Source organism: Lysinibacillus sp. (assembly GCF_032093475.1).
Classification (GTDB): Bacteria; Bacillota; Bacilli; order Bacillales_A; family Planococcaceae; genus Lysinibacillus; species Lysinibacillus irui.
This window is the reverse complement of record NZ_DAMDAY010000045.1, coordinates 1-19726: the sequence shown is the minus strand read 5'-3', so window position 1 is coordinate 19726 and position 19726 is coordinate 1. Positions and strand designations below refer to the sequence as shown.

19 protein-coding genes are annotated in these 19726 nt (G+C 36.4%); 3 read left to right on the top strand and 16 right to left on the bottom strand.

Going from position 1 to position 19726, the window contains the following annotated elements; genetic code table 11:
* Nucleotides 1-72: 72 nt before the first annotated feature.
* Nucleotides 73-921 carry a pyridoxamine kinase gene (locus RT445_RS11410; RefSeq protein ID WP_312506055.1) on the bottom strand — a complete coding sequence of 283 codons (849 nt, stop codon included), beginning with the start codon at nucleotides 919-921 and terminating at the stop codon, nucleotides 73-75.
* Nucleotides 922-1099: 178 nt separating this feature from the next.
* Between RT445_RS11410 and RT445_RS11405 the strand changes: the two genes are divergently transcribed.
* Nucleotides 1100-1654: an ECF transporter S component gene (locus tag RT445_RS11405; protein ID WP_312505920.1), complete on the top strand. Its 555-nt coding sequence runs from the start codon at nucleotides 1100-1102 to the stop codon at nucleotides 1652-1654.
* A gap of 141 nt (nucleotides 1655-1795) precedes the next feature.
* Nucleotides 1796-2236, top strand: coding sequence for a cell wall hydrolase (locus RT445_RS11400; RefSeq protein WP_274794326.1), 441 nt, complete (start codon nucleotides 1796-1798; stop codon nucleotides 2234-2236).
* Between the two features lie 205 nt (nucleotides 2237-2441).
* On the opposite strand, the gene RT445_RS11395 is transcribed toward RT445_RS11400, so the two are convergent.
* The 3 genes from RT445_RS11395 to RT445_RS11385 all read right to left on the bottom strand — a co-directional run bounded on the left by RT445_RS11395 (nucleotide 2442) and on the right by RT445_RS11385 (nucleotide 6485).
* Nucleotides 2442-3353, bottom strand: coding sequence for a hypothetical protein (locus RT445_RS11395; protein ID WP_312505922.1), 912 nt, complete (start codon nucleotides 3351-3353; stop codon nucleotides 2442-2444).
* A gap of 298 nt (nucleotides 3354-3651) precedes the next feature.
* Nucleotides 3652-4908, bottom strand: a complete 1257-nt coding sequence (locus RT445_RS11390; RefSeq protein ID WP_312505924.1) for an MFS transporter — start codon at nucleotides 4906-4908, stop codon at nucleotides 3652-3654.
* A 116-nt stretch (nucleotides 4909-5024) separates the two neighbouring features.
* A complete protein-coding gene (locus RT445_RS11385; protein ID WP_312505926.1) occupies nucleotides 5025-6485 on the bottom strand; it encodes an amidase in 1461 nt (486 codons plus the stop codon).
* Between the two features lie 130 nt (nucleotides 6486-6615).
* Between RT445_RS11385 and RT445_RS11380 the strand changes: the two genes are divergently transcribed.
* Nucleotides 6616-7347, top strand: a complete 732-nt coding sequence (locus RT445_RS11380) for a response regulator transcription factor (protein ID WP_312505927.1) — start codon at nucleotides 6616-6618, stop codon at nucleotides 7345-7347.
* A gap of 227 nt (nucleotides 7348-7574) precedes the next feature.
* Here the strand turns inward: RT445_RS11380 and RT445_RS11375 are convergent, their stop codons facing one another.
* The 12 genes from RT445_RS11375 to RT445_RS11320 form a co-directional block, all read right to left on the bottom strand.
* Nucleotides 7575-8471, bottom strand: a complete 897-nt coding sequence (locus RT445_RS11375; RefSeq protein ID WP_312505928.1) for a hydroxymethylglutaryl-CoA lyase — start codon at nucleotides 8469-8471, stop codon at nucleotides 7575-7577.
* Nucleotides 8472-8490: 19 nt separating this feature from the next.
* A complete protein-coding gene (locus RT445_RS11370) occupies nucleotides 8491-9846 on the bottom strand; it encodes a tripartite tricarboxylate transporter permease (protein WP_016995237.1) in 1356 nt (451 codons plus the stop codon).
* Nucleotides 9843-10283, bottom strand: a complete 441-nt coding sequence (locus RT445_RS11365) for a hypothetical protein (RefSeq protein ID WP_274794332.1) — start codon at nucleotides 10281-10283, stop codon at nucleotides 9843-9845. The genes RT445_RS11370 and RT445_RS11365 overlap by 4 nt, the downstream gene beginning before the upstream one ends.
* A gap of 3 nt (nucleotides 10284-10286) precedes the next feature.
* Nucleotides 10287-11543, bottom strand: a complete 1257-nt coding sequence (locus tag RT445_RS11360) for a hydroxymethylglutaryl-CoA reductase, degradative (protein ID WP_312505930.1) — start codon at nucleotides 11541-11543, stop codon at nucleotides 10287-10289.
* A gap of 137 nt (nucleotides 11544-11680) precedes the next feature.
* Nucleotides 11681-12229 (bottom strand): helix-turn-helix domain-containing protein, encoded by a 549-nt coding sequence (locus RT445_RS11355; protein WP_205445365.1) that lies wholly within the window; start codon nucleotides 12227-12229, stop codon nucleotides 11681-11683.
* A gap of 640 nt (nucleotides 12230-12869) precedes the next feature.
* Complete coding sequence (locus RT445_RS11350) at nucleotides 12870-13019, bottom strand: hypothetical protein (protein WP_012292280.1); 150 nt, start codon at nucleotides 13017-13019, stop codon at nucleotides 12870-12872.
* A 341-nt stretch (nucleotides 13020-13360) separates the two neighbouring features.
* Complete coding sequence (locus RT445_RS11345) at nucleotides 13361-13918, bottom strand: DUF1643 domain-containing protein (protein WP_313470615.1); 558 nt, start codon at nucleotides 13916-13918, stop codon at nucleotides 13361-13363.
* Nucleotides 13919-13930: 12 nt separating this feature from the next.
* Nucleotides 13931-14653, bottom strand: a complete 723-nt coding sequence (locus tag RT445_RS11340) for a DUF6602 domain-containing protein (RefSeq protein WP_313470614.1) — start codon at nucleotides 14651-14653, stop codon at nucleotides 13931-13933.
* 20 nt (nucleotides 14654-14673) lie between these two features.
* On the bottom strand, nucleotides 14674-15432 hold the full coding sequence (locus tag RT445_RS11335) for a nucleotidyltransferase domain-containing protein (protein ID WP_313470612.1): 759 nt from the start codon (nucleotides 15430-15432) through the stop codon (nucleotides 14674-14676).
* A gap of 49 nt (nucleotides 15433-15481) precedes the next feature.
* Nucleotides 15482-16189 (bottom strand): RusA family crossover junction endodeoxyribonuclease, encoded by a 708-nt coding sequence (locus tag RT445_RS11330; protein WP_313470611.1) that lies wholly within the window; start codon nucleotides 16187-16189, stop codon nucleotides 15482-15484.
* A 144-nt stretch (nucleotides 16190-16333) separates the two neighbouring features.
* On the bottom strand, nucleotides 16334-19324 hold the full coding sequence (locus RT445_RS11325; protein ID WP_313470610.1) for a type I restriction endonuclease subunit R: 2991 nt from the start codon (nucleotides 19322-19324) through the stop codon (nucleotides 16334-16336).
* A gap of 15 nt (nucleotides 19325-19339) precedes the next feature.
* On the bottom strand, nucleotides 19340-19726 hold a 387-nt coding region (locus RT445_RS11320), incomplete at its 5' end, for a restriction endonuclease subunit S (RefSeq protein WP_313470609.1).

The following is a 19726-nucleotide window of genomic DNA, read 5'->3' as shown; positions in this document are numbered from 1 at the left end:
CCTTTATTATACAAAAGATACACTACTATTACTTTCCGATGTCATTAATGTACGATCAAATGACTACAATCGCTAAAGGAGCATTCGTAAAAACTGTTCAAAATGCACGCCTGCCTCGGGTGGAACTTGCTCCTTCGATGTTGCTTCAATGGCAGCGGCTAAAAATGTCTCCGCTAGCTTCATGGACTCCACTAAATCTTGCCCACGCATCATGCCACCCATTATGATGGATGCGAATAGATCCCCTGTGCCTGAATAGCTTTGACCGTTGTAGTTGCGAATACTATGAAAAGACCGCTTCGCATCGACATACATATTCCCAACATAACGCTTGTCCGCATCTGCTACTGGTGGGTTCAAGCCAGTAATAATGACATTGGCTCCAGTTTCCTGCTGTAGATGTTGACCTGCTTCTTCTAAGGCATGAATATAGTCTAAATCGTTTTGATAGCTCAGTAGCTTTTCATATGGCAAGCCCGTAAGCAAGCAGCATTCCGTAACATTAGGGGTAATAATGTCCGCACACTTCACTAATTCTTTCATCCGATCAAGTAATTCTCCTGTGAACATTTTATAGACTTCGCCATGATCGCCCATTACTGGATCAACAAGCAATGTCGTTTTATCGGAGTGAAACACGTCTAAAAATCGAAAGATATTATCTATTTGCTCCTTTCCTGTGACAAAGCCCGTGTGAATACCGTCAAAGGTAGCCCCTAGCTTGCTCCATTCGTCTACGAAGAAATCCATCTTTGACGTTAAATCTTCACAATAAAAGGTCGAATACCCAGTTTGCGCCGTTAAAATAGCTGTTGGTAGCGGCACGGCTTGCACACCCATCACAGATAGCACTGGCATCGCAGCTGTTAATGAGCATTTCCCAAAGGAAGACATATCCTGAATGACAGCAACTTTTTTCATCATACATTCCACCTTACTAATCCTGCTTATACTCATCTCATCGTATCATAATTAGAAGAATGCGAAAATAACCTCAATCTGACCCCTAATTTTTTTATAAAATTGACACTTTCACAACAGTCAGTCCTTTGTTAAAGTAAAAATCATCAAAATATTCATCATAGTGAGGAAGAGACAAATGCAAAATATACAAAGGCCATCATCCTATACAAAATCACGCACCAAAACATTTGATTTAGTTATTACAGCGATTTTAGCAGCACTTGTTTTCGTTGCTACAATGTTTATCAATCTAAAGCTACCGTTTGGTCAAGGTGGGCTTATTCACTTAGGGACATCCATGCTTTTTATTTCTGCCATTTTATTTGGGCCTAAAAAAGGAGCTCTTGCTGGAGCAATTGGAATGGGCTTATTCGATATCGTAGGGGGCTGGTTAATTTGGGCACCTACTACTATTATTTCTCGTGCATTACAGGGCTTCATCGTTGGTAAAATTGCTTGGTCAAAAGGTCATAAAGGCGACAATATTGGATTCAACATTTTAGGTGCAGTAGTATCAATGCCTGTGATGATTGCTGTGTACTATATTGGGCAGGCCATTATGTTTAATAGCTGGGTTGCACCATTGGCATCCATTCCAGGAGACGTCATTCAAAACATCGTTGGTTTAATTATTGCCATCCCTGTTTGTGTAGTGCTAAAAAAAACACCCTATTTCAGAAGGAATTTTTAAATTGAAACACGCCATCTTGCTGTTTAGCCCACAGCTTAGATAGCGTGTTTTTATATTTTGTCAGTATGCCAAACAAATGATTTTACAGATAAAGTGAAACTAGCCTAGTTCTTTTTCATACTATAAGGTGGAGGTGTAAAAATGCCAAGAGTAAAATATCGCGATGCAGACGTTGCTTTAATGGCTAGGATGATGAGAGCTGAGGCTGAGGGTGAAGGAAAACAAGGCATGTTATACGTTGGCAATGTCATTGTAAATCGCGCAGTAGCAACTTGTTTAGATTTTAACGATGTCAGAACTATCGAGCAAGTGATTTACCAGGTACAAGGAGGAAACTTTTCGTTTGAAGCTGTTCAAAAAGGTAATATGTTTTATCAAAGAGCAAGAGAATCCGAAAAAAGATTGGCGAAACAGAACCTAGACTACTGGCGAGATCATCCAGCAAAATACGCACTTTGGTACTTCAATCCATATGCGCCATGTCCCCCAACATGGTACGGCCAACCGTTTACTGGTCAATTTAAGAACCATTGTTTCTACGAGCCCGCACCAGGAACTTGTGAGAGTGTTTATACGGGGTAGATCGTAAATTCTACTAGTTAGCATAGCATTTTTATATTTAGTAACCTCTCGACTAACTTCTAGCAAGATAATGTCACTTTATGATAATGCAGGAAAAGAAATAAAAGGGAACATCTAAGATCCAGATGTTCCCTAATACATTCAGATAATATGGAGTAGTGACACTAAACTATCTGTAAAAATTTTTAGACCTAGAAAGAATTGGTTAATCTTGGAAACTTGTTAATATTCCATCTTCAAAATAAAGGTATTGTCCATTTCCATACACCCATTGTTCATAAGTTCCATATTCTGTTACAGTTCTATTCACATCATAAGGTTCGCCCCAAAGTGATGCTAATACTTCCTCGTAGGTCATTCCAAGCGAAGGATTATTGCCTCTAGCGCTTTCAATTTTTTCTTTTCTTTCTTTTTCTGCATTAGATATTCTTTCCATATTAAATAAATTTTTTCTGTATTCTCTTTCTATCCAATTCCAATCGTCTAGAGATATTGGTCCAAATGTTAATGGACTGGCATATGAAGTATTTGTAATTCCTGCTACTATTTCCTCTCTCATTCTTCCATGATAATCAGGGTCAACAGCTAGTGCTAAAGCTCCCGATGCCTCATAGGAATTCTGATCAGTTTGTAAATATTGAGCATAATTATACATCGCTGAAAAATCTGCATTATCTTCTAGCCCTTTTGTATTATCGTACAATTCTTGTACTTTTTGGAAGTCATTATTTCTAACTGCTTGTTCCATTTCATCTAATCGTAACTCTTTTTCTTGTTCTATAAACTTTATAATTTTAGTCCAATCATCACGATTTAAGTTGATTCTCATTCTGTTATATTTCGAATCTAAGAATTCAAAATTTTTTTCTTGGATTAATTGATCTACAAATTTAGTACCCACTGCTCTTACTTTATCAGTTTCTGATTCTGATAAATCGATTGTTTCCATTTTAATTAAAAGGTCCTCATACTTTTTTTCTTTCAGAAGTGTTTCTAATGTTAAAATTTCCGCCTCAATTTTGCTTTCATTATTTTCTTTTACAGTTTTTTCATCACTACATGCTGATAATATTAATAGCAATCCAATTCCGATAGTAAAATGTTTAACTTTTATCACTGTTAATAACTCCTTTTCGCTATACTCAATATGTATAATTAATTTACTAAAAACTCATTTGTTTAAAATGAATAAAAAATATCACCTTTTAATATAAGCACAATTTCTAATTATTTCAAAATCCTAAATAATAAATATGTTACAAATCCCCATATATTTTGAATCAACAATACAGTTAAATTATACCAGGAATATTAAAATAGCCCAAGTATGATTTACAAAGTATATAAAAAAGGAATGACCTATATTACAGGTCTTTCCTCAAATTCGTATGCCCTATTTTAGTATTGATATTGTTTTAATTACCTGTTCTCACAAATTTTTCTTTAAATAACAGTACTCCCATCAAGCCAATGGAGGAAAATACAACTGGGGTGATAAATCCATAGTAGTACCCATCTCCTAAATATCCTGAAGTCGATTGAAAATAATTCAACACATAGCCAAAAATAATCGGTAGCAATGCTGCACTTAGAAAGCCCCCTGTATTAGCAAACCCAGAAACGATACCAGATTCAGTAATAGGGAACGTTTGACGAACTGCCGCAAAGGTTAAGGCACTGGCGCCATAGCCAAAGCCAATAATAAAGAACAGTACGATGAGCACCCAAAATGACGGATGCCCTTTTACTATAAGAAAGGAAAACCAACTCAATAAAACGGTCATTTGAATAGCGATATAGGGTCTTTTAATTGTTCCTAGCCAGCCGGCAACCCAACTCATTAAAGGAGCTCCTATCAGCGCCCCGATTAGGCCAATCATAATTAGCTGACTAGCCTCTGAACGTGTCATTTCATACATGTCAATGCCGTACGGTACTGCCCACGAACTAATAAAACCAACATAACCTCCAACAACTCCAAAATGACAAAAAAATAAGGCCCATGCTTGCCTACTTGAAAATATTCTTCTTATTAATATAGAAGTTTTTTCACGAGGTACTTCCTCAGTGATCACTGCTGGTTTCTCTGGAATGGTACGTTTGGTATTTTTCACAAGCACAAAATAAAGAAGCCCACCACATAACAATAATAATAAGCCCGTTGAAAAAAATGTGATACGCCAACCAAATAAAAGAATCAATGTAGCAAAAGGAACTGTCGCCAATAAAAAACCTAAACTCCCAGTCATACCTGCAAAGCCGATTAAGCGAACAAACTCCTTTTTATGAAACCATTGTGCCAAAATTAGCACCATATTCACCCATATGGTCGCGTCCCCTACCCCTGTTAACATTCTAGAAAAAAACAGCACAAACTCATGTGTACCTAAGCTATAAAGAATTGTCCCTAATCCTGTAAGTGTAGCACCAAAGATGAGAAAAAAATTCGGTCCAAAGCGATCCGCTAAAATCCCCATAGGAATCTGCAAACTTGTATACACAAAAAATTGGATACTCGTTAATAGCCCGATAGTGGAGGCTGTTACACTAAAATCCCTCATCAATTGGTCTGTAATTAACCCTGGAGCAGTTCGTTGACTTGCCATTAACAAATAGGTAAACAATACAGCAACAAACACAATCCACCTGTACCTATGATGTTGTTTGCCCAATAATCACTACTCCTATTAGCTTTTATTTTATATATATGTAATTTTGATTGTAAGGAAGACCAGCTTTTTCAAGAATAAAACGCACCTAATCGATACTAGGTGCGTTTATCCCTATATTATACGGCGGGCTGAGGCTGTTCACTGACATGTACTGCCGGTTTACGATCTTTCCAAGGCATTGCTTCCTCTAATTGTCTACCTAGCTGTAATAGCGTCAGTTCATCTGCAAATTTACTTGTAAATTGTAGACCAATTGGTAGGCCTGATTTACTTTCGGCTAATGGCAATGATAAGGAAGGCTGACCTGTAGCATTGAATAAGTTTGTAAATGGCGCATACGTAAAAATTTGCTCTGTCCATTCAACAGCTGAAATGCTAGGATTATTGGCATTTAATTCACCAATTTTCGCAGGGAGAGTGCCGATTGTTGGGGTCAATAAGATGTCGTAGTCTTCAAAGAAGCCCGCTACTTGACGTGAAACAACTGCATTTGTATGAATAGCTTCTAATAAATCAGCCGCCTTTAACTGACCACCATATTCATAGCATTTCCAAATGGCTGCTTCAATATTTTCGGGAGAAACTGCTTTACCCGTCCCCGCTGCTGCACCCTGAATCATTTGATAAATATTCGCTGTCCAAATAGCAACCGTCGCCTTTGTAAATGACGCTTGCTCATATTTCGGACGAGCTTCAACTACTTCGTGTCCCAGGTCCTTTAACACTTGAACAGTTTTATGAACAGCCTCTATGCATTCAGGATCTACAAATGCTCCGGAATTTGTTTCTGTTGTCCAGGCAATTTTTAAAGGGCATACTTTTTCATGGATTAGCTGTCCGTACGGTGCATGTGTTACTTCTAATTTGGAGTAGCTTCCTAAATCAGGACCCGCTACTTGATCCAGTAGTACTGCTGTATCGCGAATTGTACGAGTCACAGCGAACTCGATTGCAATACCATTTAAAGGCTCGCTATTGAATGGACCAGCTGGAACTCTTCCTCGTGTAGGCTTTAATCCAACTAACCCACTACAGGAAGCGGGAATACGAATAGAACCACCACCATCATTCGCATGGGCAATTGGTACAATACCACTCGCAACAGCTGCTGCCGACCCACCACTTGAACCACCTGGACTATGCTGTAAATTCCACGGATTACGCGTTGCACCATAAATAACTGCTTCAGTAGCTGCATTATAGCCAAACTCAGGTGTAGTCGTAGTACCTGCTAAAATCAAACCAGCCTTTCTAAAGCGCGCCATTAATTCACTATCAACAGGCATAACTGTATTTTCCCCTATACGACTCCCCATACTATGCGGGACACCCTCTGCATGTAACACAAGCTCTTTAATTAAAAACGGAACCCCTGAAAACGGAGCGTTTTCATCAACCTTCTCAATGGCTTTATCAGCCTGCTCTTCTAACACACTAACTACCGCATTAATGGATGGGTTTACTTTCTTTATCCCTTCTAACGCTAGCTTTTTTAGCTCCTGTGGTGTTACTTTCTTTGATTTAACTAGTTCGGCTAACCCCAAGCCATCATATGATGCATACTCTTGTAAATTCATATCATCACCTCGTATAGTAGTAATCTTACAACTATAATGTACTGAATATTCTAAGTATTTAACATTACCCGAAAGGATAATTCTCCTCAAAGTAGAATATAAAAGCATAAGAGAGAAACGAGGTGTTTTCATGTTTTACGAAAATGATGTAGAAAACATTCTTAAAGCTAGCTATCATATTTCAAATATGAATGTTAAACAAAGTAATGAAGGCTTTAAAAGAGAACTGTTGCAAACGTTAAGTCAGCATCTCGACTATCACCATATGCTTTTTTGGGAACTATCAAATAACGAATTAAGTGCCCCAGTGCTTTTTAATATAGAAGGTCATACGATTAATGATTACTTACAAAGCTATAAACACCTTGATCCATTACACCCTCAAAATATAAATTCACAGCATTCCATTCACCTAATGACCAAGAATGAAATTATGTGCCCACAAAAACAAACACACTATAAAGAAGTCTTTTTAAAAGAAAATTGCTATGAAGATGAAATGGCTATGTATTTAAAGGTAGACAATAAACCCGTAGCAGTTATCGGCTTTTTAAGAAAATTGGGCGAGAAGCTATTTAATGAAAAAGATATGTTAAAGCTAGTATATTTGAAAAGAAATATCGAAAACATGTACTCCCTACATCACTATTCACAGCCCTCTATCCTATTTGAAATGACAGAACGAGAACGTGACGTGTTGAATTTTGTTTTCAAAGGCTTAAAAAACGGAGAAATCGCCCAACAATTATTCGTCAGCGAAAATACCATCAAAAAACACCTTCAAAACCTCTATAGAAAGTTTCAAGTAACCAATCGTACCCAGCTGCTTGCCAAGTGTTTGAAGTATATTGACCATGTTTAATAGGTTCCTTCATAGAATTCAAAGGTAGTGTAAATTGGTTCAAATATGCTTCTACGCCTTCATATTGGATTTTATTACCCTAACGAACGATTGATTTAACAGCTTCCAACTTTTCCTCCGTAGAAAAAACTGCATCACCAATTAGTAGAGTGTGTCTAACAATTGGTGTGCAGTTCTGATTTTGACTCTATCTATAGGGGAGAAGGTCCCTCCCCATATCCTTTTTCTTAATTACTTTGCACTTTATACACTTTACTATCAAGCTGTCTATTCATTGCCTGCTGTAAAAATCGTGTAGCGGTAAACAATTTTTCTTCATCAATATTCGTTTGCACGCCTAAACGGTGCAGGAAATTCACTAAATCATTCGTTGCCACATTGCCGCTTGCACCAGGGGCATAGGGGCACCCTCCTAAACCTCCAATAGCACTGTCGTATTTTGTAATGCCCAGCTCAAGTGCTGCAAATATATTTGCTAAAGCACGGCCATACGTATCATGAAAATGAAGGGCAAACAAATCACTATCGTATTGAGTGAGTAACTCTGATAAAATAGCCTTTACTTGTACAGGATCCGCTACCCCAATTGTATCGCCGAGTGAAATTTCAGAAACGCCCATTGCTAGATAGGCATCAATGATTTCCTTCACGGTTTGAAGCTTTACTTCATCACCAAACGGACTGCCAAATACAGTTGAAATATAACCTCTTAACGATATACCTTCACGATTTGCTACTTCAGCTACAGCTTTTAAGTTCTGCAAAGATTGGTTGATTGAAGCGTTTACATTACTTTGATTATGCTCTTCAGAAGCAGAAATAAATAAAGCAATTTCATCAACTTTTTGTTGGATGGCTCCTTCTATCCCTTTCAAATTAGGCACAAGAGCTGTATACGTTATGTTTTCATGACGTGTGATTTGCTCGAATACTTCATGATGATCGGCTAAAGCCGGTATCCACTTGGGACTAACAAAAGAGGATACTTCGATATGGCGGACACCTGTTTCACTTATTAAGTTAATCCATTGCACCTTCAAATCAGTTGGAATAAAAATTTTCTCATTTTGTAAGCCGTCACGCGGACCTACTTCTCTAATCTCCACTGCTTTTGGTAAGTTCATCAAGATACACTTCCTTTAATTAAATGCCGAACAGCTGTAGCATAATCCAGCTTGATGCGTAGAATACCATGAATTGCACACCGGCCCCTACACCTAAAATACGATTTAATAAACCACCAACAGTTGCGACTGTAAACGTTAAAACTACTCCTAATAATTGTGCCTCGTTATAAGCAAGCAAGAACGCTAAACCTATGAACATCGCTACAATTGCTTCCTGGCTGATATATTTTAATACTAATACAGACGCTTTACGTGCATAATTCATCGCAAATGGATAGGCAATTAAAGCAGCTACACTTATACCAATTAACCCAAAAATAAAAAAGTCCCAAGAAGACATTAATGTGTGTAAGTTGTTTACTGGATCTACTGTAAAAATTGGGGGTGCATTAAACAATGGTGATGCTGGTCCAAGTGCTACTGGGCTTAACGGAATACCGAATGCAATTAATGGAATAATCGCTTCAGCAATATAAGTCGATTCCGTTACACCATTCATGACAGTAAGACTCGTTGTTGATTTTTTATAGGCACCTTTTGTACGAGAGCCTACAATTTCTCCCATCAATGACGTCATCCCTACAGGACTAAAAACAAATGTAAGGGAGGAAAGAAACGTTGTAATGCTCGTAAAAATGGTCTGCCTTTTCGATAAAATTTTAAATGGATTCGGGAAATAGCCTTTCCAAGACTTCGTTTCGGGAGCAAGATTGTATTGATTTGGCTTACTGCGAGCTAGATCATTTTTAGCAACAGAAGAAGCCGCCATTAAAATATTACAAAACATCGGTCCAATCGCAATTCCTAAAAAGAATGTAATACTTAAATGTTTATCAAGCATCGCAAAGCTAACGCTATCTAAAGCTTTTATGAAAAATGCAAATGGAATAATAATTAAAATACTTGCCCATTTTCCCTTTGAAAAGAATGCGATTAAAATAGCGGCAAGTGTAAAAATAATGCCTGATGAAGATTTAAAAAAATCGGCGAATTGACCTAAAAACTGACCTAAAAGTACAGCTGTTGGTAGGGCGATAAATGCACCGATGACGCCGCCGGAAATCATTTTACGTAGTGCGACGTGCGGCATCCCTAAACGGCGTAATGTATTGGCATGGTCGATTAACGGTACAGCTGTTGTATCCCCAGGAATACCTAATAACGCAGTTGGTACAGCATGTGTTAAGTGCTTTGCTAACACCCCCGCCATGAAAAAGGCGAATACCCCTTCAGGAGGCGCTCCTAGCAAAATAACTAACAATGTAATTGGTACCATAATTGCTGTTTCATCTGTACCCGAAATAAGTCCAATTATAGTAAAGATAGCTGCACCAAGAAGTGCAAATAAAAGAGCTATTAAATAAATACTCATTTTTTATCCGCTCCTTTCAAGCCTTGTAAGCTAGAAAGAATACCAAAATCCTCAAGCTCTTTTTTTGTCACTGGATCTTCCTCGATTAAACGTATTTCCTCGTCTATATCAATTTGTAAATCCTCAAATGCTTCCTTTAAAGAATGACTAGATGCTTCATCCTCTACTAAAATACGCTTTGGTTTAAAAAGAATCGTATTAATAGCAACTACAATCAGAATTCCCGTGATTCCTGTTAACAGTGAATAAGAGTTAATCATTTGAGGGTCTGCAAACTTCGGAAAAACCCACTGGCCAAACTGATAGCCTAAAAAGCTTGCAGCAACGCTTAAAATAATTGAAATAATTAATTGATTGCCAGAAACCGTGTCTCCTAAAATTTCAATAAACTTCTTTTCCTCTACCTTTTTTTGCTCATTGTATGGAGTATTCGCCATGTATTATTCACCTCGCAGAGAGTTTGTAATCTCTAAAACACGATCATAACGGAAATCCTTCTCTTCTACCGCCTGCTGCACAACACGATCAATAATATCGCCTGTTGCCCCAGCCATTACAGCCAAGTTTTTCGCATGCAGACGCATATGGCCAGATTGAATACCCTCTGCTGAAAGTGCGCGTAAGCTTGCTAGATTTTCTACTAATCCTACTGCGGCAATGTAGCTGGCTAGCTCCTCTGCAGATTGCACATCCATAATTTTTAGCGCTGCTTTTGCAACAGGGTGAGTCTTTGTAGCCCCTCCTACAATACCAACAGCTAATGGCAATTCCAACGTCCCAACAAGATTGCCTGCTTTATTTAGCTCCCACGTCGTTAAAGAGCGATATCTACCAGAACGAGCAGCATAGGCATGAGCACCAGCCTCAACAGCACGTGTATCATTACCCGATGCTAATACTGCAGCAGTAATACCATTCATAACCCCTTTATTATGTGTGGCAGCCCGATACGGATCAGCATCTGCAAATTCGTAAGCACTTACAATATTTTTGGCAATTTCTAAACCTCCGAGCATTTCTGTCGAGAATTCTCCACGCGCACGGACAATACGCTTATCTGCTAAATTGGAAATAATCCGTAGCACAACTCGTCCATTTGTAATCCGTTCAATTAATGGTGACACAGATTCCGCCATCGTATTGACAGCGTTTGCCCCCATTGCATCCTTCGTATCTACGATTAAATGCACAACAACCATTGTTTCTTTTGCTGTGTCGATTAAGTGCACTTCTATATCCTTCACTCCACCGCCTAACTTGACTAACGTTGGATCCTTTTCATTACAATGCTCGATGATCTCATTTTTATGTTCAAAAATTTTCGCCCTTGCTGCATGAGGGTCCTCAATATTTAATACCTGAATCTGTCCTCGCATAACTGTTCCCGAGTTGGAAGTAAAAATACCACCTAACTCATATGCTGCCCGAGCCGCATTACTAGCCGCAGCGATTACTGAAGGCTCTTCCGTAGCCATCGGAATAAATACCTCTTTACCATTCACCTTAAAGTTGGCCGCTACCCCTAGAGGCACTGAAATATGTCCAATAACATTTTCAACCATTGCATCAGCAAGCTCTAATGAAATTCCACTTTTTAAAGCTTCAACTTCCTCGTTGGTTAAATTTGATTTTTCAGCGATTAACTTAATTCGCTCTTCTACTGAAAGTAAATAAAATCCCTTAATACGTGAAGTCATCCCCATACCTCCAAAATTAAAAAAGTGTAATATAATTCAACTTAGTTGAATAACATTACACCAATTGTAAATTGTCTGAATAGTATTGTAAACAAGAAAATTGCATTTTCGATAATATTTACGTTTAAAGGAATGATTTAATCCTCAACATAAATTGTTAATACCTTTGAGTTTTCAGCAGAATTGTTAATAAAGATATGCTCCTTTTTCCCAGAAAAATACGCAGAGTCCCCTTCTTCTAAATTGTAAAATTTATGATCGTATTTCAAGACGATACTACCCGAAATGACATAAATAAATTCATCATTATCGTGTGTATAAGGAGCTAAATTTTCCGCCCCATTATGTACAGTAACAATAGAAGGATTGATATTGCTCATATAACTCTTATTCGCTAACAGCTCATATTGATAGCCAAGTTCATTCGTTTCTACAGTCTCATTGCGTTCTTTTTTCGAAACAATCGAAATGCCATCAAATTGATCCTGGATAACAAACCAAGCCATTGGTACATCAAATATTTCCGCAATCTTGGACAATGTCACCAGACTCGGTGTCGCTTTACCATTTTCTATTTTTGAAATATGACTTTTCGTTAAATTAATCTGCGAAGCTAAATCATCCTGAGACATTTTATTTTTCTTCCGCATCTGCTTTATTTTTACTCCAACTTCTAGTAAGTTCATTTCTTCCAGTCCCCTCGATCATTTAGGTTTTTACAATAACTATACTATATTTTTAAATGATGGATAGAAAAATACGGAGGGTATAATACTCCTTCATTTTTCATCTGTTCAATTAAATACAAAAGGGTGTGCTAAAAGTTTCTAGACTTTTTAGCACACCCTTATACCATTACAGTGATGACATTCCCATCTTCTTAGGCTGAATCCCGCGAATAGTACTTTTTGAGATTGTTGCATTATGCTCCACAATAAACACTTTGAGAGGCCAAAATCAGCTTAAGTTGAACTGAAGAAAGACCACTTAATTCAAAAGCTCTTGATAGAATCGATGACATTTTCGCCTTTGTCATAAAAGCGTTCGAAACAAAAATGAAAATGAGATGGATAAATTCTCGCAAATTTTCAACGATTTCATTTGTTTTTCAAAAAAGAGTTTCTTCCCTATGACAACAAATGCACGGAGTATGAACAAATAAAAATTCTAGGGTGGTAAGGTACAAGAAATGTTAAGAGGAATGGATATCTGATAATAAGTTGTCTGTCATCGAATCTGCAATTTAGGAGAATAATAAAATCTACCGCAATTTTATGTTAAAGAAAAACATAGGGAGATTTTAGTCTTCCTATGTTTTCATTCAAATTATTGATCTGTTTGTTCTTGCTTCTTTTTCAAATACTCCGCTCGTATTTTCTCAAGTTGCTGCTTTTTATCAAATTTGGCTGGCTTGTGTTTTTCATGATACTTTGCCACAGCCACCTTACCTTTAGTATCCAATTGATATTTCCCCACTTAGGTTCACCTACTTTTCCTACCTTTAAAGAAATCTTATTCAACAAATATATATAATATACCTTATTTTGCTGATGTAAACCTTTTTACTATATTAGCGTACCGCTTAACCTTAATTTCAGTAAAAACTTAGTAAATGATTCATAGCCAAATGTATTTAAAATATCTGTATCCACACACATTTCAGATGATGATTCCTTATCCTTCTTTACCGCTACAATATTACTCACCGTATGGAGACGGCGGGGCTTTTAGGAGCACTGCCGTTAAATGCCGTAATAGCAGTGTTTACAAGGGATTCTAGCACCTTTTTAAAAGTGTTAGCTACGGGTTTAACTACGTTAATCCAAAGTATAAGGTTTAATCTTAAAATTATATGGATTATCACTCAAATACCTACTTAAATGAGCTGGATTATATACTTTCTTTTTTTTACTAACATATTCAATACTATATAGTTTATTTTGCATTGCTTGTTTTTTAAGTAAAGATAAAATTTTATTTTTCCTTTCCTTAAATTGAACATCTATACCCCAAGCTAAAATTATTTTGTCTGCTGATTTACATTCTCTTAGTATAGTCTGATCATTCAACGCATCTGAAGCAATATCTAATTTTTTTATTAAACTTTTTTTATCTTTAGTTATTAATGAATACATGTTTAAAATTACTACTTCATTATATCCCTCTTTAATTCCAATGTTCGATGCTATCATATTAGATTTATCAAACAATAATTCATCAGCATAAGATGGGTTTATTAATATGAAGCATAATTTACCTTCATTCATTTTTAAAGTCTTTCTGTTCGATAAATATTTTCTTTTCAAAAAATATCTCCGTTGCATATCATCAGAAAAATAACTCGTAATTTCAATTTTGCCCTTATAAGTAATCATCAAATCCCTCATCTATTTAATCGACTCAAGTGCCTCTGCATACTTTAAAATATCCATAGCAGGTATTGTTCCTAGTTTTTGCAGTTCCATTAATAAGTTTAAAAAGAAAAAAATCAAACTTTCATTTTGAGTACTGATAATTAATTCATCATTATTAACAAAGGATCCATAACTTAAAGCACACCCAATATCCAGTTTTTGTTGATTTTCTAAAGCACCTAAATTTTTAATAAATGCCCCTCCTAATCCATCTTTCCATGAAGTTTCATACGTTAATATACCTGCTAAAATTCTATTTAGCGGTTTAGGTGGGAAACATCCACCAGCATGGTATATAGGAGCTGAAGTTCTATTTAATTTTCTTACACTTTCAGCTTTCTCAGCAGCATATTGCAAATATTCTTTTGTCATTTCCTGTTTTACTTCAAAAATAGCATAGACACTTTCAGCAGGTATATATTTAACCTCATTTTGATTAAAAACAAAAGGCGAGTATTGCCTATCGTATATAACTACATCAATTTGCTCACTTAAATTATTATCACAATCTATAACAAATGCCGAATCAATACTATATCTTTGTGGTAAATAATCACGTAACATTGTAATCCAATTATGCTCTAAAGAATCGCCTTTAGACCCAGAATGCGGAATAAACATTCTATTAGTCTTTAAAGTTTGCTGCATTTGAAGCTGTAAGTTATAAAAAAGTTCTTTTACATTAATATTCTCCATATCAAAACACGTCCCTTTAGTCACCAAACAATATCCGACCAAGATTTTTTTGTACGAGATTCTTTCGCTTTTAAACTAATTTTATTTTTTTCAGACTCGGTTAAATCATTAGAAATTACATTGTTAGTATTTGATGGATCTATTATTTGAAGAGACTTAAAATTAGCAGATAATTCACCTAGTAAATACCAAAAATTATTCTCTATATTCTGAGTAGAACGATATTTCAATTTATTAATAACAAAAAGTTCTAAATACATGGATGGAAAATCTAAATCATGAAGTCTACGCCATATCTTAAGGAGAATTATTTCATTAATACGTCCCGATTCTTTAATTAACCTGATATGTTGCTCTACATTAGTCTGTGTCCATGTATCTGTTTTATTCTTATATAAGCTATGATAATTAGTGTGACCTAAATGTTTCTTTGACGGAACCAAATCAATTGAATGCCCCTTAAATTCTATTCCTAACGATACATTCTGTTTTCTTACATTATAACCTTTTTGTAACATGTAATCATACAAAGAAAGGTATATCTCTTTCAATGTATTACTACAGGAAGAATTAAGAGAAATGAACAAATCGAAATCTGATGATAGGTTTATTGCTGTCCCCTTTGCTCTAGAGCCAGAAAGAAAGATTTTATTTAAGTTATATCCTGCCCATTCTTTTATTTCAGATTCTAATGGGCTTATTACATTGTAATGAGTTATAAAATCAATATCTCCAGCGATATGGTATTTGTTTATTATTTGATTCAGATAAGTTGCCATTTACACCCTCCCATATATGTACAATCGATAGTAAAAAACTCGTCACCTTTTACATCTTAATAGCGCACAATTTAAATCCATTCTCTAACAGCCGATTTTTATTATACCCTCTCAATACTAGATGAGCCTTCATATACTCGTAATAAGCTTCAGTACCTTGTTTACCTTTTTGATGCAAAATATGCCTCTTCTTACGAACACCTTTTAAAACTTCAAATAAGATTTTTTGAATGGCACCTTTTTCATCTGCTGTAACATCTCTAACTCCATCAACAGTCCACAATTTATCACTAATAGGATAGTACAATCCATTAGGCATCTCATAAAACTCAATGTCCTTCAAAATAAATGAATCAGGATGTGAAAAGATACGTACTTCAAAGTGCTCATTTTTCATTGTGTCAATCCAACTTATGTTCAGCCTTTGTATTTGTATATCGTCTATTAAAATACCGTTCTTTCCTTTTAAAGCATCACAAATCAACTTTGCATAGTTATCTAAATCGCCAGAATCAGGAGTTTCATATCTACGTTGTTCATTTAAATACAGGTCAATTTCAACTTTAACTTCATCATAAAAATAATAGTGAATATCTTTAAAATACTCTTGCACAGAAGCCTTAAATTGCTCTTTATTTCTATTACCATAGGGTATAGGTCGAATGTTAAAAGTCTGACGATACTCACCAAATAATGGGTTTAGTCCTTTCTCATAAAGTTGTTGCTCATAATCAAACGACATAAATTCACTTTTCAAATATAACCCCTCCATTATAAAGTAATATTTACGAGAAAAATAACCGAGTTTATATGTATTATTTTACCATATAAAACAATGTTATTTTCTGTTGAGATATAAAAAGACAGATTTCAAAGAATAAATTGAAATCTGTCTTTAAATTTACTGATTCACTTCCCCATAAACCTCATGCATCATATCTTCCATGATATATGATTTAAACTCATCATTCTCCAGTATCTTCATAAAGAATTCTTGATTACTGCTCATACGGTCGATAACGAAATCCATGAATGTTTTTTCGAAAGCGAATTTGAAGTTTTCTTTTGTGTTATTCTTGGCCTTTTGACGAATATCATCGCTGTTTAGCATGTCCTCTTTCACTTGCTCACGTGATAAGAAGTCTGTTTCAGTGAATTGTGTGCCGAAGCGATCATTTAGCTTCTCTAAAATTGTAGATAAGCGTACTTTTTCATCTTCTGCTACGCCACCAGCACCATGCTTTTGTGGGTCGAGTTCAACGCCACCTGTTTTCTCTAGCTCGATGCTGCCTTCAAATACTTTCTGGTTGCGATAGTATTCAAGTGCTACATCATCTGCTAAATAAACATCTTTGTCCTTTTTATCACGTGGTAGCTTGCGTAATAAGTACGTTAAATAAATGTACAGCTTGTGTAGGTCTAAATCAATGAATGTCACGACTTGTAGCACGAATCCATACGTACGAGAAAACTTTGTTGCTACTTGTTTAAACGCCAGTTTTTCTTCATCAGATAGCTTGTTATAACGCTCTACACCTTGATCAAGTAAAGCATTTAATTCCGTCTGTGCTTTCGTTGATTTCTTTGCGCCACCTTCTACTTCAAGCTCATTTACACGTAGCACTTCCTCTTCTGTAAATACTTGATATGGTTCAATCTCGGCCTGCATATCATATAAAATGTTCGGGTCCGTAATTTCAGAAAGGCTTGTTGATTCGTAGTACGGTTGGAACGACTCTTTAATATCTTCAGGGTCGTTAATGAAATCGAGTACGAATGTATCCTCTTTGCCTGGGCAAGTACGGTTTAAACGAGATAATGTTTGTACCGCTTTAATACCGCTTAGTGGCTTGTCTACATACATTGTGTGTAATAATGGCTCATCAAAACCAGTTTGATATTTCTCTGCAACAAGAAGTACCTTGTATTCATCTGAATTGAATTTTTCAGGTAGCTCCTTTTCAGAGAACTTATTCATATCAGGTTCTGTATAGTTTAGTTCGCCATCTTTCACCGTACCTGAGAATGCCACGACCGTTTTTAAATCATCATAGCCCATATCATTAATATACTTATCAAAAGCAATTTTATAGCGTACTGCATGTAAACGACTTGCTGTTACGACCATTGCTTTTGCACGACCGCCGATTTTACGTTTCACGAAGTTACGATAATGTTCAATAATGATTTCCGTCTTCTGTGCGATACTATGTGGGTGCAATGACACGTACTGTGCGAGCTTTTTCGTTGCTTGCTTTTGTGATACTTCAGGATCGTCATCAACCGTCTTTGCAATCTTCCAGAACGTTTTATACGTTGTATAATTTTCAAGCACATCTAAAATAAAGCCTTCCTCAATTGCTTGACGCATCGTATATTGGTGGAATGCTGTTGGCTTGCCATCAATGCCCATCGTACCGAACTTCTCTAACGTTTTTGCTTTTGGTGTCGCCGTAAATGCAAAGAATGATACGTTATCTTGCTTCCCACTTTTCATAATCGCTTCAACAATTTTTTCGTCTACATCATCTAAGTTTTCTTCTGCAATACGATCTTCCTCATATGCTGCTTCTAACGTCTTATCAGATAATACATTCGTTAATGCCGTAGATGCTTTCCCACCTTGTGATGAATGTGCTTCGTCAATAATAACCGCATACTTTTTACGTTCTAAGCCAGCGACCTTTTCTAAAATGAACGGGAACTTTTGCAGCGTTGTAATAATAATACGAGTGCCATTATTAATTGCACGTGCTAATTGCTCTGAATCTTTATCAATCGGCGCTACCATACCTGCTCGATGCTCTAACTGATACACGGCATCTTGTAGCTGCTTGTCTAATACACGACGGTCTGTAATAACAATAACACTACTAAAGATTGATTCATTGTCCTCGTCATGTAGCTTCGCTAAACGGTGTGCAAGCCACGAAATCGAGTTCGTTTTGCCCGACCCCGCAGAATGCTGAATTAAATAGTTATGTCCAACGAGCTTGTTCGATACGTCAGCTTCTAATTTACGAACAACATCTAGTTGGTGGAAACGAGGGAAAATGAGCATTTGGCGCTCCCCGATAGTTTCACCATTCGAATCTTTAATCTCATCTTTCTTAATAAAGATGAAACGGTATAAAATGTCGAGTAAGCTATCAGGTGTTAAAATATCTTCCCATAAATAATGTGTACGGTACGTATCACCATAAGCAATCGGATTCCCCTTGCCACCGTTATTTCCTTTGTTAAATGGTAGGAAATATGTTTTCCCTTTATCTAGCTTTGTCGTCATAAATACTTCATCTGTATCAACAGCAAAATAAACAGCGACACGTTCATTAAACTTAAACAGTTGCTCACGTGGGTCACGATCTGTTTTTAATTGCTTCATCGCATGTTCTACTGTTTGATTCGTTAATGGATTTTTCAGCTCCATCACTACAAGTGGCAAGCCGTTTAAAAATAGCACCATATCTAAGCTGTTGTTATGTTTGTCACTGTAATACACTTGGCGAGCGACATTAAAACGGTTCTTTCCGTACTGCTCATTTAATGTCTTATTCATATCCGTTGGTGGCTTATTATACGCAAGCTGTAACGTCACACCACGATCTTTAACGCCTTTACGCAAGCACTCGACTAAGCCTTGCTTATGGAGCTGGTCTTTAATGCGTTTTAGCACTTCTTCTTTATAAGAAGGACCATATGACTTCTCTAGCGTACGCATACGTTTTTCTTGTGTATCTTCTAAGAAAGCAAACAGTTCCTCTACGTCAATGGCATGCTGCTTAAAAACGGCACTTGCATCACCTTCAAGCACACGTTTTTTATAGCCATGTGCAATCAACTCTGCCTCAATATTCGTTTCAAACCCTTTTTCCGAAGTATCCATCGCCATCACAACTCACCTCATTTAATCAAGTTCCATATCACGTACATCAATTTTTCCTGTTACTGCTTCATAGATTAGGGATTGGCGGTATTCTTTTAGTTTTTCGATTTGTTCATTTAATTTACGTGTTAAAATAAAATATCTTTTTTCCACTTCCATTATTTCTCCAATAATTTCCTTCTGTTCATTTAAAGGAGGTAGAGGCAAGAAAATATTTCCGATAAAATTCCAATTCGCTCTAGGCATTTTAGAGCCATATGTTGAAGAATTTACTTCATCGATAAAATTCGGTGAAAGTAGCAGATATTTTAAATACTGACTGAGCACTACTTTTTCTAGTACTTTCAACACTAAGATTTCAGTAGAACATCTACCATCAAAATCAGCTAATAATACTTTCGTTAGATA